Consider the following 13,887-nt stretch of genomic DNA (forward strand, 5'->3'; position numbering starts at 1 on the left):
GCAGGCCGGCTAGTTCGTACGCCAGAAGGCGCCGTTGGCCGAGGGGTCGTCGGGGTCGCCCTGCGGCACGGTGAAGCCCGCGCCCCACACCGTCGTCGTCCCGGGCCTGCGCGCCATCGAGAACAGGGCGGCGTCGGTGCCGGCCTTCCGGGGGATCGGGGTGCTCCGCCACGTCGAACCGGTGACCCGCCACAGGGTGGGGTTCCAGTTGCCCTGGACGACCCACACGCCGCCCCTGCCGTCGGGCTCCACCTCCGTGTAGGGCTGGGCGTTGGCGGCACCGAGCGAGGCACTCCATGAACGGCCGTTCCAGCGCATGACCAGGGTGCGGCTGAAGGTCACGTCGTCACCCTCGTCGTTGGCCCCTTCCCAGCTGACGCCGCCGACGGCCCACACGTTGCCGGGGCCCAGGACGGCGATGTCGTTGAGGACCGCGGCGGCGTCGGGAGCGGGAAGCGTGATCGCGGGGGTGGGCGCCAGTGCCCAGGCCTTCCCGTTCCACCGCATGATCGCGGGACCGCCGCCCTTGGTCCCCGCCGCCCAGACGTCACCGGCCCTGTACGCGTCGACCGCTGCGGCGTGGGCCGGCAGCCGGACGCTCTTCCAGGACGACCCGTTCCAGTGCCTGGCCGAGGCCGAGGACTCGGCGACCGCCCAGACGTCCTTCGCGCCCGTTCCGTCGGCGTCCGTCGTGGAGAAGCCGCTGCCGAGGGAGGAGGTGGCCCATGCCCGGCCGTTCCACCGGCTCGCCTTCCCCGGGCCGAAGACCCATACGTCCCTGTTCGAGCCGGCGGTCACGGCCTTCAGCTCGTACGGCGGGCTGCCGGGGATCACCTTCCACGCTGTGCCGTCGAACCACTCGACCAGGCCCCGCAGCCTGCCGTTCACGGCCCGGTGACCGGCCGCCCACACCGACCCGTTGCCCAGGACGGTCACGTCGTCGAGCACGTCGTCCCCAGGCAGGGTGTTCACCCTGGTCAGTCGCCACGCCGGCGCGGTCTCACCGGCCTGGCCGCCCTGGTCGGTCACCCCCGAGGCCGCCACGGCCGGCATGCACGCCAGCCCGAGCGCCGTCAGGCCCGAGACGAATGCGGTACGCACGATGCTCTCCCCTCCGCTCACCTGTACGACGTCTGAGGGAGGGGAGCCGTTCACACGTGGCCGTTCACACGTGGCCGGCGGCAAGGGCCGGACTCACTTCTTCTCCGCCCACGGCTCGTATTCGTCGTCCCCGGGGAGCACCCAGACCTTCACGTCGGGCCTGACCATCGTCCGCAGCGGCGTCACCGCGCCGGTCGTCTTCGAGACCCGGTAGACCGCCACCCCGGTCGTGGTCTTCGACCGGACGACCAGGTGTCCCGCCTTGTCGAAGTCGAGATCGTCGATCCGCTGCCCGCGGGGGAGCCGCACGGTCACGGTGCCGCTCGCCTTGCCGGTGCGCAGGTCGACCAGGCGCAGCGTGCGCGACTTCGGCCACGAGCCGACGGGCTCCGCCGCCGTCACGTAGTCGTTCGCCAGGGCCGTCGCCCACAGCCGCGTCTTCGACCGCAGGCAGGTGCGCAGCCTGCGGTCGAACACCGTCATCCGGCCGTCTTCGCCCCCTTGCAGCAGCAGCCGCTCGCCGTCCGGGCTGAATCCCGCGAAGCCCCACGTGGCCATTTTTCCAGGCAGCGGCAGGCTCTTGCCTTTCCGCAGGTCGACCAGGGCCCCCAGGCCCGGCGCCGAGGTCTCGGTGAGCACGAAACTGCCGTCGTACGACACCGACGACGGCCACTCCTCGCCGACCGTGTCCACCGTGATGTCCCGGATCGCTCTTTCCTTGCCGTGCAGGGTCCGCTCGGTGAATCGCCCGTCGGACTTGCGGAAGTAGAAGAAGTGCCGGCCATCTCCGCTGATCAGGAACGTCGCCGGTGCCCCTTCGCTGATCGTGTCGCGGGGCGCCACGACGAGCGCTTCCGGCACCTTCACCACCTGCCCGTCGGTCAGCACCAGTTCCCAGGTCTGCGTCCGCTGGGCGTACGCGATCGTGACCGGCGTGGCGGCCGCCGCGGGCTGCCCGCCCAGGGGAACGGCGGTCAGGAGGAGCGTCGCGAGAACCGTGCGCAATCTCATGTGGGGTGAGATGCCGGAGATCCCGGAAATGTTGCCGCTTTCGAGCCCGGCGATCCTGCGGATGACGGTGCGTGCGGCTACGCGGCCGGCGTCCGGTAGTCCCTGATCGTGATCGCGGTCGCGGCCTTGCGGATCGGCTCGGTGACCCGCTCGATCATGCGGTTCTTCCCCGGCAGGTGCGGCATCAGCCGCAGCATCAGCATCTGGAACCGGATCTGCGCCGCGGACTTCAGCACCATCCCCTTGAGGTTGCTCGCGGCGAGCTTCTGGTTCTCCTCCACGAAGTGCCGCAGCTCGCGCTCGTACGCGGCGAAGCCCGCGGCGTGGTCCCCCGCCGCCTCGGCGAGGCAGCCCGCGAGAACGTAGGCGCCGACCAGGGCCAGGCTGGTGCCCTGACCGGACGCGGGTGAGGCCGCGTAGGCGGCGTCGCCCACGAGTGCCACCCGGCCCGACGACCAGCGGTCCATGCGCACCTGGCTGATCGAGTCCAGGTAGAAGTCCGGCGCGTCCCGCATGGCGTCGAGGAGACGCGGGACCTCCCAGCCCTGACCGGCGAAGAGGTCGGCGAGCAGCTTCTTCTGCTGGGCGGGGTCCCGCCGGTCGTACTCCAGCGGCGGCGAGGAGAACAGGAACATCGCCTTGGCGTCGTCGGCGCGCCCCGTGCTGTACATCCCGGTGCTTGTGCCCGGCGCCGGATACATCATCTCCGTCCGGTCCAGGTGGAGATGGTTCGGCACCGTGAAGATCGAGATGTGGTGCCCGAGGTCGTGGACGAACTGCGACTCCTCGCCGAACGTCAGCGCGCGCACGGTGGAGTGCAGGCCGTCGGCCCCCACCACCAGGTCGAACGTGCGCGGAGCGCTGTTGGCGAAGGTGACGTGCACCCCTTCGGGAGTCTCCCGCAGCGCGGTGACGGAGTCGTCGAAGACGTACTCGACGCCGTCATCGGCCGCCGCGTGCAGGAGCCGGGTGAGGTCGCCGCGCATGATCTCGACGTCGTCGCCCTCGCGGCCGCCGAACAACTGGGCGCTCATCGTGCCGATCTGCCGGCCCCGCGCGTCGACGAAGCGTGCGATCCGCATGTCCGTGCTGTGCCGCCGCACCTCGTCGAGCAGCCCCATGCGGGCGACGACGTCGAGTGCCGCTCCCCGGACGTCGATCTTGTAGCCGCCGTCCCGCAGGGAGGGTGCGCGTTCGACGACGGTCACCGTGAAGCCGCGCTCGCGGAGCCAGTAAGCCAGCGTCAGCCCGGCGACGCTTCCGCCGGAGATCAAGATGTTCGCCATGCCCTGAACTGTACAAGCGTCTCAATCAACTGTCTAGCACGATTGTCCAAGACATTCGTGTGAGCATGGGCTAGGCTCTGAGCATGGGAAACCGGGAAGATCTGCTCGCGGGCGCCAAACGGTGCCTGATGGAGAAGGGATACTCCGGCACCACCGCGCGTGACATCGCGGCGGCCGCCGGCACGAGCCTCGCCGCCATCGGCTATCACTTCAGATCGACGAAGGCCCTGCTCGACGCGGCCCTCATCGAGGCGATGGAGGAATGGGGAAAGGAGATCGAGCAGACCCTGGCCGCGGACGCGTCGCTCGACGGCGCGCCCGCGCAGCGATTCGAGGCGACCTGGACGCGGATCATCGAGTCGTTCGCCAGGATGAGACCGCTGTGGGCCATCCAGTTCGAGCTCATCGCCCAGATGGACCGGCTCCCGGAGCTGCGCGAGGCGTTCGCCGCCGCCAACCGGCAGGCGAAGCTCGGCTTGGCGGCGATCTTCGAACACCTGGATCCGGCCGCGGACGACCGCAAGGCCGTGGCTGTCGGCGCGTTCTACCAGGCGCTGCTCGGCGGGATGGCGGCCCAGTGGCTCGTCGATCCCGAGCAGGCTCCGTCGGCCCGCGATCTCCTCGAAGCGCTGCGCGCGGTCGGCGCGGGGCTCGGAACGGAGTGACCGGCGGCGAACGCGGCTCTCCGCCGCGTGAGGCCGGCCGAGTGGCGGGTGGGCATGCTTCTCGGCCGGCCGTTTCGACGGCGCCCGCCCGGTCGGCGGGCGCCGGTGGGGGTCAGTCCGTCGCGGTCAGGGGTCCGTCGGCGTGCGGAACCCGCTCGGCGGGGATGACGCCCAGGCGGCCCGCCTGGTAGTCCTCCAGCGCCTGCATGATCTCGGCGCGGGTGTTCATCACGAACGGCCCGTAGTGCGCGACCGGCTCGCGGATCGGCTGCCCGCCGAGCAGCAGCACCTCCAGATTGGGCTCGGCCTGGGGCTGGGCGGTGTCCGCCGCGAGCGTGAGCGACCCGCCGGGGCCGAAGACGGCAAGCTGACCCTTGCGGACCGGCCGACGCTCAGCGCCCACGGAGCCCTGACCGGCCAGAACGTAGGCGAGGGCGTTGAACTCCGGGTTCCACGGCAGGTCGAGCCGGGCGCCGGGGCTGACGGTGGCGTGCACCATCGTGATCGGGGTGAACGTGACGCCCGGGCCCGCGTGACCGTCCAGCTCACCGGCGATCACCCGGAGCAGCGCGCCGCCGTCGGCCGAGGCGAGCAGCGCCGCCTCCCGCCCACGGATGTCCTGGTAGCGGGGCAGGTGGAACTTGTGCGCGCGAGGAAGGTTCACCCACAGCTGGATGCCGTGGAAGAGCCCGCCCGAGACCACCAGGTGCTCCGGTGGCTTCTCGATGTGCAGCAGGCCGGCCCCGGCGGTCATCCACTGGGTGTCGCCGTTGGTGATGGTGCCGCCGCCTCCGTTGGAGTCCTGGTGCTCGAAGACGCCGTCGATGATGTAGGTGACGGTCTCGAAACCGCGGTGCGGGTGCCACGGCGTGCCCTTCGGCTCGCCGGGGGCGTACTCGACCTCGCCCATCTGGTCCATGTGGATGAACGGGTCCAGCGTCTGCTGCGGCACTCCGGCGAACGCGCGGCGTACGGGGAAGCCCTCACCCTCGAAGCCGCTGGGCGCGGTCGTCACCGAGCGAACGGGGCGTGGTGCCGCGACGGCGGGATCCGGTGCGGCGACGCGTGGGAGCGTCAGGGTGTCGGCGGTGACAGCGGGCATGGCCGCCCCTCCTAATTGAATGTTCAACTTCCGTCGCCTTGGAACCATCCGCGGTCGCCGGGCATTCCCACCCGAGGATCGCCCCGTTCCCGCCGCATATCGTCACGGCCCGTGGGGAGGGACTGATATGGCTGAAACCATGATCTCCCTGAGTCGCACCCTCCAGGCCGCCGCACTGTCCCTTGCCGTCCTTCCGATCACCGCTGTCGCGATCGCCCCGCCGGCCGCGGCCGACGCCCGCGGCCGGACGGACGCGGGGGCGTCGGCCCGTCGCATGCTGGCGCAGCTGAAGGTGGCCGCGCCGCTGTCGCTGCGCGGCTACAGCCATCGGCGGTTCCAGCCGCGATGGGCGCACCACAAGGGGGAGTGCGACGCACGGGAAGTGGTTCTCGCCCGCCAGGGCCGGGGCGTACGGAGGAACGGGGCGTGTCAGTCCGTGAAGGGCGTCTGGCGCAGCCCGTACGACGGCAAGGTGCTGAAGAGCGTGAAGCAGGTCGACGTCGACCATGTCGTCCCCCTGGCCTACGCCTGGCGTTCCGGGGCGAAGAGGTGGAGCCAGGCGAAGCGGCGCGCGTTCGCCAACGACCTGAGCCGCCCCGAGCTGGTTGTGGTGAGCCACTCCGTCAACATGGCCAAGGGAGGCCAGGGACCGCAGAGCTGGCGTCCGCCGCGCCGCGCCTACTGGTGCCGCTACGCGACCTCGTGGATCACGGTGAAGCACCACTACCGGCTCTTCGTGACCCGTACGGAGAAGGTCGCTCTGCTCAACATGCTCCGCACCTGCGGAAGGTGAACGGAGGCGGTGCCGGAGCGGCGGCCGAGTGGGGGCAGGCGGGTCTGTCCCGGGGTCAGCCGCCGCTCGCGACGGCGCGGGCCTGCTGGATGACCTTGCGAAGGGCCGGCGCCGCCGGGCCGCCGCGTTCGGACAGCAGGGCGATACGCTGCTCGTGCGCCCGTCGTCTGGCTCGCGGGAGGATCGTCCCGAGCTCTCCCGCCGCGGCCAGGCCGATAAGGGCGGCCTGGCGGTCCCCGACCCGGGAGACCGGGCCGGTGAGAGCGGTGGAGACCTGTGACACGAGTCTTTTCACCACACGTGTGTCGCGTACGCGGACGTAGCTCCTGTTGAAGACGAGGAACGGCTGGCGCAGTTCGACCCTGACCCAGCGTCCCGTCTCGAGTTCGTCGCGGACCGCCCGCACTGTCGCCCGGCCGTCCTTGCTGATCCAGTGCCGCCACGGCCGGGGCCCCGACTGGGCGATCTGGTGCAGCAGGCCGTCGAGGACCGGGTCGGCGAGCCGGTCCTCCGACACCACGCGCACCTTGCCGCCGTCGTCGGCGATCCGTCCGGTCAGCAGCAGGTCGGTGAGCGCGGCCGCGCGCAGCAGGTAGGGGAAGCGGTAGTTCGTCACGACCCGCTCCTTGCGGGCGTCGTAGGCCAGCAGGTAGAGCTGAGCCGTCAGGGAGCGGGGGACGTCCACGGCACTGGCTTCCTCTCAGTCGTCGGGTGGATCGGCGGTGGGAGCCTCCGGAGGCGGGGTCCCCTTCTTGGCGGGCCGGCCGCGCCGGGGGATGCGACCGGCGCCGCTCGGCAGCCGTCCCGCCTCCGACAGCGCCCGGCGCAGCAGGAACTCGATCTGGGCGTTGGTGCTGCGCAGCTCGTCGCCGGCCCAGCGGGCCAGCGCGTCGTGCACCGCCGGGTCCAGCCGCAACAAGATGCCTTTTCTCTCGGTCGCCACGGTCTAGTGGTACAGGGAGCCGGTGTTCACCACGGGCTGCACGTCGCGGTCGCCGCACAGGACGACGAGCAGGTTGCTGACCATGGTGGCCTTGCGCTCCTCGTCGAGCTCGATCACGTTGTGCTCGTCGAGGCGGGCCAGGGCGGCCTCGACCATGCCGACGGCGCCGTCCACGATCCGCTGGCGGGCCGCGACGACCGCTCCGGCCTGCTGGCGGCGCAGCATCGCCTGTGCGATCTCGGGGGCGTACGCCAGGCGGGTGATGCGCGACTCGATGACCTCGACTCCGGCCGACGCCACCCGGGCCTGGATCTCGGCCGACAGGCGGCCGGTGATCTCCTCGGCGTTCTGCCGCAGGGACAGCATGTCGTCGTGCCCGTCGTACGGGTAGCTGCCGGCGATGTGACGCACCGCGGTCTCGGTCTGGAAGGCGACGAACTCCATGAAGTCGTCGACTTCGAAGACGGCCTTCGCCGTGTCCTCGACCTGCCACACCACCACGGCCGCCATCTCGATCGGGTTGCCGTCGGCGTCGTTGACCTTGGTGATGTCGGTCTCGTGGTTGCGGATCCGGGTCGACACCCGGCGCTTCTGCGTGAAGGGCGCCACGAACCGGAGGCCGGGCGTGCGGACCGTGCCCACGTAGCGGCCGAGCAGCTGGATCACGCGGGCCTCGCCGGGGGCGACCGCGGTGAGGCCGGTGAAGACGACGACGGCCGCCAGGAGGAGCAGCACCCCGGCGGCGATCAGGGCGGCTCCCGCGCCGCCGCTGCCGCCGGCCGCGAGGACGGCTCCGATCGGGACCAGCGCGAACGGGCTCAGCAGGCCGAGCAGGGCCAGGACCAGCAGCGGCCACCCCGAGGCCGCTCGCGCCGTCCGCTCGTGAGTCTGGGGGGCCGGCATGTCGACGGCGATCTGCAGGTCTGTCATGTCTTCTCCTCGGTGTCTAGCACGACACTAGCAAAGTGATATCACTTTTCGCCAGACCTGTTCTCGCCCGAGAAGCCGAACTCTCAGTCGCCGGTTTCCAGGCCGCAGCGCAGGAGCGCGGTGAGCCGCCGGGCGTGGGCCACGTCGGTTCCGGTGAGTGCCGCGCCGCCGGCGAGCGCCAGCAGGTCGGTCACGGTGAGTCCGGGCCGCACGGCACCGGCGTCCTGGGCCCGCCGCAGCAGGTCGGACGCGGTGGCGCGGATCGAGGTGTGCCACTGGTCGAACAACGCGCTACGACGACCGGTGGAACCTTCCGTGGCCGCGAGGGCGAGCGGCCGCTTCGTCGCGACGTGCACGACGAACGCGTCCAGCCAGGAGAAGAGCGCGTCGGCCGGGGAGAGGCCCGCCGGCAGGTCGGCGCCCCCGTGGCACAAATCCGCCACCTCGTCCGCGTACACGGCGACGAGCAGGTCGGCGCGGGTGGGGAAGTGCCGATACAGGGTCGCGTTGCCGACGCCGGCTCGCCGCGCCACCTCGTCCAGCGCGACCTCCGGCCCCGACTCCGCGACGAGCTCGCGTGCGGCGGCGAGCAGCAGTGTGGCGTTACGCGAGGCGTCCGCCCTGCGCGTACGGCGGGGCGGCGCGGGCTCGGGACCACTCGACGGCATCCGCACTCCCTTCTCTTGCTATCCAGCTTCTCTTGCTATCTGGGGAGTTCCCCGTTTACGGTGACAAGCCTAACCGGGGAGCTCCCCACTTGGATGAAACGGCGGAGGACGATGACGCTGACTGCCGACGACCGCGCGGCCATCACGGACCTGATCAACCTGCACGGCCATCTCACGGACAGCGGCGACTTCGACGGCCTGCACGAGGTGTTCGTGCCTGACGTGGTCTACGACGTCAGCGATCTCGGCGGCGGGGTGATCGTCGGGCTCGCGGCGTTGCGCGACGCCGCGCTCGCCCTGGGCGAAGGGAATCCGGTCGCTCACCACGTGACCAACATCGTCGTCACCGAGGCGGCGGACGGCCGGGCGCGAGCGCTGTCGAAGGGCATCGGGGTCGACACCGACGGGACCACGGGCAGCGTGACCTACGAGGACACGATCGTGCGTGACGACCACGGCTGGCGGATCAGCCGCCGCACGGTCCGCGCCCGCCGGATCCCTCTCACGTCCTGAGGGTGGTCACACGGTGACGACGACCTTGCCTGCGGGATGGCCTCCGGCGAGGTGGCGGATCGCGTCGGGCGCGGAGGCGAGAGGATAGGCGCGGTCGATCGCCGGGACGACGGCGCCCGACTCGATGAGCCGGGTCAGCTCCTCCAGGTGCTCGGCGCGCTCGCGGGAGAACATCGGGCGCAGTCGCTGCCGCGTGAAAGCCGACAGCAGCGGCGCCCGGAACGTGCGTCCCATGCCACCGGTGAAGCGGTACGCGGTGTGCCCGCCGCCGACGATCACCAGCGTGCCGCGCGGGGTCAGGATGCGCCGCAGCAGGGACAGCGGCCGGTTGCCCGCGGTGTCGACGACGACGTCGTAGCGTGCGCCGTCGCGGTCGATCTCCTCATGGGCGTAGTCGATGACGTCGTCGGCCCCGAGCGACCGCACGAACTCCGCCTTCGCCGCCGCGCACACGCCGGTGACGCTCGCGCCGAGCGCCTTGGCGATCTGCACGGCGAACGACCCCACGCCTCCCGACGCGCCGATCACCAGCACCCGCTGCCCCGGGCGCACGCCGGCGACGTCACGTACGGCCTGCAGCGCCGTCATGCCGGAGACCGGCACCGCGGCGGCCTGCTCGAACGTGAGGTTGGCCGGCTTCGGCGCGAGGCGGGCCTGCGGCGCCTTCGCGTACTCGGCGAGCGAGCCGGTCGGGCAGGTGCCGTACACCTCCTGGCCGGGCCGGAAGCGGGTGACGCCGGCGCCGACGGCCGTCACGACCCCGGCGACGTCGCGGCCCCGGACGGGAACCTTGGGGCGGCGCAGCCCGAATCCGGCGCGCGCGAGGTACGGCGTGCCGGTCATGAGGACCCACACGCCGGGGTCCACGGCGGCCGCGCGGACCTCGACGAGCACCTCCTCGTCGCCGATCGAGGGGCGGTCGATGTCGCGTAATTCGAGCACGTCGGCCGGGCCGTACGTGTCCTGGACGATGGCCTTCACTTCGTCTCCTCGGGGAGGTCGGGATACTGGAACACGTCGTCGAGCGGGGCGCCGAACACCCGGGCGATCCGGAAGGCCATCTCCAGGGACGGCGAGTATCGGCCCTGCTCGATGGCGATGACGGTCTGTCTGGTCACGCCGATGCGCTCGGCGAGTTCGGCCTGGGTCATCTCGTCGTGGGCGAACCGCAGTGCGCGGATGCGGTTCGTCACTCGGGTGGGCTTCACCACTCCGGCACGCTCCTGCGATAGAGGATGATCTTGGTGGTGTCGCCGAGGATCGCCGACAGGACGAAGAAGAGGTAGATCACATTGGCGATCCAGAACCTGTCCCACTCCGCCACGGCCATGAGCATCGCCGAGATCGCCCCGATGGCCACGAACGCCTGACCGGTGTAGTCGCCGAGCCGCCCGATCTCCTTGTCGCGGACGTCGATGACGCGCGAGGCCCGCGGATTGACGATCGCCATCCCGATCTCGGCCAGGATCGCCGCGCCGATCGCCCCGCCGATCGTCCACAGCATGGCGGCGGCGTACGGCACGTCTGGTAGCGGGCCTCCGTCCGCCCGTCTGAGGATGGTGACGACGTACACGGCGTAGGCGACCACGGCGACGACCAGCCGGATCCAGGCGCGCTTCTCCTCGTGCGTCATGATCGGCCCCCCTTTCTGGATGTACAGAATCTTTGACACCCTCAAGGTAAACCGTCTTTGACGTGATGTACAGAACTTTTTACATCGAGCACGTTGGTCGAGCCCGGCGCGGTCGAGCGGGGGACGGACGTACGCGGGCGGCGGGTCAGGCCTCGGCGGCCACCTGCTCGGCGCCGATGACCTTCAGGAACTGCAGGGACTCGTACGCCGGGGACCCGGGCTCGGCGGTGAAGATGACCACCTGCTGCTCCTGGTCGGGCACGGTCAGCACGTCGAAGTCCAGCTCGATCTGCCCGGCGCGCGGGTGCCGCACGGTCTGGTGCAGGTGCCGCTCGATGTGGAACCGCTGGGAGTTCCACAGGCGGGCGAAGTCCGCGCTCCCGGCCAGCAGCTCATCGATCAGGCTCTTCAGCTCACGGCTGTCGGGATAGCGGGTGACGGCGACGCGCAGGTAGCTGACCGCCGTGACGACGAACCGCTCCGAGCTGCCCATGCCGTAGTGCCGCCGCTCGGGGTCGGGGTGCAGGAAGTAGCGCCGGATGACGTTGCGCTCCTGGCCCGCCAGCGCGGAGAAGTCCTCGAACAGGGCTGCCGCCAGCGGATTCCAGGCCAGCACGCGGCAGGTGTCGTCCACGACGATCGCGGCGGCGTCGGTCAGCCGGTCGACCAGTCGCAGCGTGCTCGGCCGCACTTCGCGTACGGGTTCGGCGGACCGGCTCTCCTCCCGCTCCCCGGCCAGGTGGAACAGGTGGGCCCGTTCCTGGTCCGACAGGCGGAGGGCGCGGGCGATGCCGTCGAGCACGCGCCGTGACGGGTGCCGCCCCCGCGCCTGCTCAAGCCGCGTGTAGTGGTCCACCGAGATGTACGCGAGCTGGGCGACCTCCTCGCGCCGCAGGCCGGGCGTGCGGCGGCGGCGTCCCTCGGGCAGGCCGACGTCGGCGGGGCCGACCTGCTCACGCTTGCCGCGCAGGAACTTCGCCAGGCCGTGCTTGTCCATACCTGCGACCGTACGACGGAAATCGACCGTACGGACCGCGCAGCCACGGACTCCTGGTCCCTGGTTGTGCGGGACGGCCCGGGGCGACCGTGGGGTTGGCACCGACCGGCGGCGGACACGGACGCGCCGCCGGTCACCGACCTCACGAAAGGCATGTGATCATGCGAGTTCTCATCACGGGTGCGAGCGGCTACGTCGGCGGAGTCGTGACCGAGCACCTCGTCAGGGCCGGGCACGAGGTGGTCGCCCTAGCCCGGTCCGACCGGGCCCGCGAGCGGGTCGAAGGGCTGGGCGCCAAGGCGGTGTCCGGAAGCCTGCGGGACCTCGACGTCCTGCGCGGCGCCGCGGCGGCGGCCGAGGCCGTCGTGCACACCGCCGTCGACTACGCCGATCCCGAGATGGGCGACATCGAGGGCGACGCCCTCGCGGCGCTGCTGGGCGGCCTGAACGAGGGCGGCCGGTTCGTCTACACCAGCACCGGCCTGGTCTACCCCGACCGGCAGGGCGCGACCGTGGACGAGGACCACCCCGTCGCCCCCGAGACGTCGCCCCAGCCCTACAAGGTCCTCGGCGAGCGGCGGGTCCTGGCGGCCGGCCATGTGGCGGGCACGGTGATCCGGGCGGCGCTGGTCTATGGGCGCGGCGGATCGGGCCTGCTCCAGGGGCTCATCGGCGCCGGCCGGCAGAACGGGATGGTGCCCTACATCGGCGACGGCGCCAACGAGTGGTCGTCGGTGCACGTCGACGACCTCGCGGCGCTGTACGTGGCCGCGCTGGAGCGCCGCGAGCCGGGGGTCGTCGTCAACGCCGCCTCGGCCGAGCGGACCTCGATCCGGCGCATCGCCGAGGCCGTCGCCGGCCTGACCGGCGCCCAGGCCGTGTCGCTCACGCTGGAGCAGGGGACCGCCGCGATGGGGCCGCTCGCCGCCACGCTCACCCGTTCGTCGCCGCTGGACGCCTCGCGTGCCCGCCGGCTGTACGGCTGGACTCCCACTCGGGCCGGGCTGGTCGAGGAGCTGACCACCGGCTCCTACGCACAGTCCTGAGCGCGGCCGCCACGACCGGTTCCCCCGCACACCGGGCAGCCGGGACGAGGCGGATGTCGGACCCACACATGGTGGTCCGCCGCGGTCAGGTTGACTCCCCGAATGGTGCCGACCGGCGGCACGGGCACGCCGGTCAGCAGCCCGAGCAGCGTGTGGGCGACGAGCTGGCCGGACACGCCCGCCGAGGTGGCGATCACGCCGGGGCCGCAGAGGTGCACGGGCGTGCCGGGGCGGCGCCGCGCCTCCTCGCCGCTGCTCAGGCACTCGTAGCAGGCGCCCGCTCCCGGCGCGAAGCACCCCACGGTGACCAGCGGCCCGTTGTATCCGCCACCCGCCCAGGGGATGTTCGCGGCGGCGCAGGCGCGGTTGGCCCACACCCTGATCGCGTGCCCGGTGGGCCGGTCCGCGCAGAGGGCGAGCGCGTCGTAGCCCGCGATCAGGTCGTCCAGCTCGCGTCTGCTGCCGATGTGGCGGCGTTCTCCGGTGACGGAGATGTCGGAGTTGACGGTGCGGAGCCGGGCGACGGCCGCCTCCGCCTTGGGGCGCCCCACGTCGTCCTCGCCGTAGAGCACCTGGCGGTTGAGATTGGACAGCTCGACCAGGTCGGGATCCACGCAGTGGATCGCGCCGACGCCGAGGGCGGCGAGCGCCCAGGCCGCGTGGCAGCCCGTGCCGCCCAGGCCGAGCACGACGACCCGCGCGGACTTCAGCCGGACCTGGGTCTCCCAGCCGTGCGCGCGCGGGACGACGTCGACGGCCCGGAAGAACGCGTGGTTCCTGCTGTAGCGGTCGAGCTCGCGGGCGCTCAGCCCGGCGGGCGGCAGCGCCGCGGCGTCCTCCACATATCGGGTGGCCGCCAACTGCTCGACGATCGACGGGGCGTCCGGCAGCTCCGGATGGGCCAGGCGCAGCCGTTCGGCGATCTCGTCGCGAGAACGGGTGCCGTCCATCAGGGTGAGGGCCGTCCACACCCAGCCGTACGGGTCCGCGATTTCGGCGGCGATCCCGTAAATCTCTCCGCCGATGCGAATGGTGCCGTCCTCGTATCGATGAGGACGGTGCTCGAATTTCACGCGGGGCAGTCGCACGTGACGACGATTAGTGGGCGATAAGTGTGCGAGTCAACACCGAATTTCGCGGAAGGGAAAAAGGGGTCGGCCGTAAAACGTTCCCGTCCGCACCGGCCGTCTCCCGCGGGG

The 13,887-nt window shown here is 71.5% G+C and carries 17 protein-coding genes; 4 read left to right on the forward strand and 13 right to left on the reverse strand.

Annotated elements, in window-relative coordinates; translation table 11 throughout:
* Positions 1-9 precede the first annotated feature (9 nt).
* The 3 genes from ACIBK1_RS06115 to ACIBK1_RS06125 form a co-directional block, all read right to left on the reverse strand.
* Positions 10-1,101 (reverse strand): hypothetical protein, encoded by a 1,092-nt coding sequence (locus ACIBK1_RS06115; RefSeq protein ID WP_396732689.1) that lies wholly within the window; start codon positions 1,099-1,101, stop codon positions 10-12.
* Positions 1,102-1,194: 93 nt separating this feature from the next.
* Entirely contained in the window at positions 1,195-2,112 is a 918-nt protein-coding gene (locus ACIBK1_RS06120; protein ID WP_396732692.1) for a hypothetical protein, read from the reverse strand.
* Between the two features lie 77 nt (positions 2,113-2,189).
* A complete protein-coding gene (locus ACIBK1_RS06125) occupies positions 2,190-3,398 on the reverse strand; it encodes an FAD-dependent monooxygenase (protein WP_396732695.1) in 1,209 nt (402 codons plus the stop codon).
* A gap of 83 nt (positions 3,399-3,481) precedes the next feature.
* Here ACIBK1_RS06125 and ACIBK1_RS06130 point away from each other — a divergent pair, with 83 nt between their 5' ends.
* Entirely contained in the window at positions 3,482-4,063 is a 582-nt protein-coding gene (locus ACIBK1_RS06130) for a TetR/AcrR family transcriptional regulator (RefSeq protein ID WP_396732698.1), read from the forward strand.
* A 112-nt stretch (positions 4,064-4,175) separates the two neighbouring features.
* On the opposite strand, the gene ACIBK1_RS06135 is transcribed toward ACIBK1_RS06130, so the two are convergent.
* Entirely contained in the window at positions 4,176-5,165 is a 990-nt protein-coding gene (locus tag ACIBK1_RS06135; RefSeq protein WP_030510158.1) for a pirin family protein, read from the reverse strand.
* Between the two features lie 127 nt (positions 5,166-5,292).
* Between ACIBK1_RS06135 and ACIBK1_RS06140 the strand changes: the two genes are divergently transcribed.
* Positions 5,293-5,958: an HNH endonuclease family protein gene (locus ACIBK1_RS06140; protein WP_396732701.1), complete on the forward strand. Its 666-nt coding sequence runs from the start codon at positions 5,293-5,295 to the stop codon at positions 5,956-5,958.
* A gap of 55 nt (positions 5,959-6,013) precedes the next feature.
* On the opposite strand, the gene ACIBK1_RS06145 is transcribed toward ACIBK1_RS06140, so the two are convergent.
* The 4 genes from ACIBK1_RS06145 to ACIBK1_RS06160 form a co-directional block, all read right to left on the reverse strand.
* The gene (locus ACIBK1_RS06145) at positions 6,014-6,643 is read right to left on the reverse strand and encodes a GOLPH3/VPS74 family protein (RefSeq protein ID WP_030510156.1); all 630 of its coding nucleotides are present in this window, start codon (positions 6,641-6,643) and stop codon (positions 6,014-6,016) included.
* A gap of 15 nt (positions 6,644-6,658) precedes the next feature.
* Entirely contained in the window at positions 6,659-6,901 is a 243-nt protein-coding gene (locus ACIBK1_RS06150; protein WP_030510155.1) for a hypothetical protein, read from the reverse strand.
* Between the two features lie 3 nt (positions 6,902-6,904).
* The gene (locus ACIBK1_RS06155) at positions 6,905-7,831 is read right to left on the reverse strand and encodes an SPFH domain-containing protein (protein ID WP_030510154.1); all 927 of its coding nucleotides are present in this window, start codon (positions 7,829-7,831) and stop codon (positions 6,905-6,907) included.
* An 83-nt stretch (positions 7,832-7,914) separates the two neighbouring features.
* Positions 7,915-8,499, reverse strand: a complete 585-nt coding sequence (locus tag ACIBK1_RS06160; protein WP_396732705.1) for a TetR/AcrR family transcriptional regulator — start codon at positions 8,497-8,499, stop codon at positions 7,915-7,917.
* Between the two features lie 111 nt (positions 8,500-8,610).
* Here ACIBK1_RS06160 and ACIBK1_RS06165 point away from each other — a divergent pair, with 111 nt between their 5' ends.
* Positions 8,611-9,012, forward strand: coding sequence for a nuclear transport factor 2 family protein (locus ACIBK1_RS06165; RefSeq protein ID WP_030510152.1), 402 nt, complete (start codon positions 8,611-8,613; stop codon positions 9,010-9,012).
* Positions 9,013-9,018: 6 nt separating this feature from the next.
* Here ACIBK1_RS06165 and ACIBK1_RS06170 read toward each other — a convergent pair whose 3' ends face one another.
* The 4 genes from ACIBK1_RS06170 to ACIBK1_RS06185 all read right to left on the reverse strand — a co-directional run bounded on the left by ACIBK1_RS06170 (position 9,019) and on the right by ACIBK1_RS06185 (position 11,642).
* Positions 9,019-9,993 (reverse strand): NAD(P)-dependent alcohol dehydrogenase, encoded by a 975-nt coding sequence (locus ACIBK1_RS06170; protein ID WP_396732709.1) that lies wholly within the window; start codon positions 9,991-9,993, stop codon positions 9,019-9,021.
* Positions 9,990-10,223 carry a helix-turn-helix transcriptional regulator gene (locus tag ACIBK1_RS06175; RefSeq protein ID WP_030510150.1) on the reverse strand — a complete coding sequence of 78 codons (234 nt, stop codon included), beginning with the start codon at positions 10,221-10,223 and terminating at the stop codon, positions 9,990-9,992. Before ACIBK1_RS06175 ends, ACIBK1_RS06170 begins: the two co-directional genes overlap by 4 nt.
* Positions 10,217-10,645, reverse strand: a complete 429-nt coding sequence (locus ACIBK1_RS06180) for a hypothetical protein (RefSeq protein WP_396732711.1) — start codon at positions 10,643-10,645, stop codon at positions 10,217-10,219. The genes ACIBK1_RS06175 and ACIBK1_RS06180 overlap by 7 nt, the downstream gene beginning before the upstream one ends.
* Positions 10,646-10,790: 145 nt before the next feature.
* Positions 10,791-11,642, reverse strand: a complete 852-nt coding sequence (locus ACIBK1_RS06185; RefSeq protein ID WP_396732714.1) for a helix-turn-helix transcriptional regulator — start codon at positions 11,640-11,642, stop codon at positions 10,791-10,793.
* 161 nt (positions 11,643-11,803) lie between these two features.
* Here ACIBK1_RS06185 and ACIBK1_RS06190 point away from each other — a divergent pair, with 161 nt between their 5' ends.
* On the forward strand, positions 11,804-12,688 hold the full coding sequence (locus tag ACIBK1_RS06190) for an NAD-dependent epimerase/dehydratase family protein (protein WP_396732717.1): 885 nt from the start codon (positions 11,804-11,806) through the stop codon (positions 12,686-12,688).
* Here ACIBK1_RS06190 and ACIBK1_RS06195 read toward each other — a convergent pair.
* On the reverse strand, positions 12,673-13,776 hold the full coding sequence (locus tag ACIBK1_RS06195) for a HesA/MoeB/ThiF family protein (RefSeq protein ID WP_051762100.1): 1,104 nt from the start codon (positions 13,774-13,776) through the stop codon (positions 12,673-12,675). The genes ACIBK1_RS06190 and ACIBK1_RS06195 overlap by 16 nt on opposite strands.
* Positions 13,777-13,887 lie beyond the last annotated feature (111 nt).

This window comes from Microbispora rosea (genome assembly GCF_044460045.1).
Classification (GTDB): Bacteria; Actinomycetota; Actinomycetes; order Streptosporangiales; family Streptosporangiaceae; genus Microbispora; species Microbispora rosea.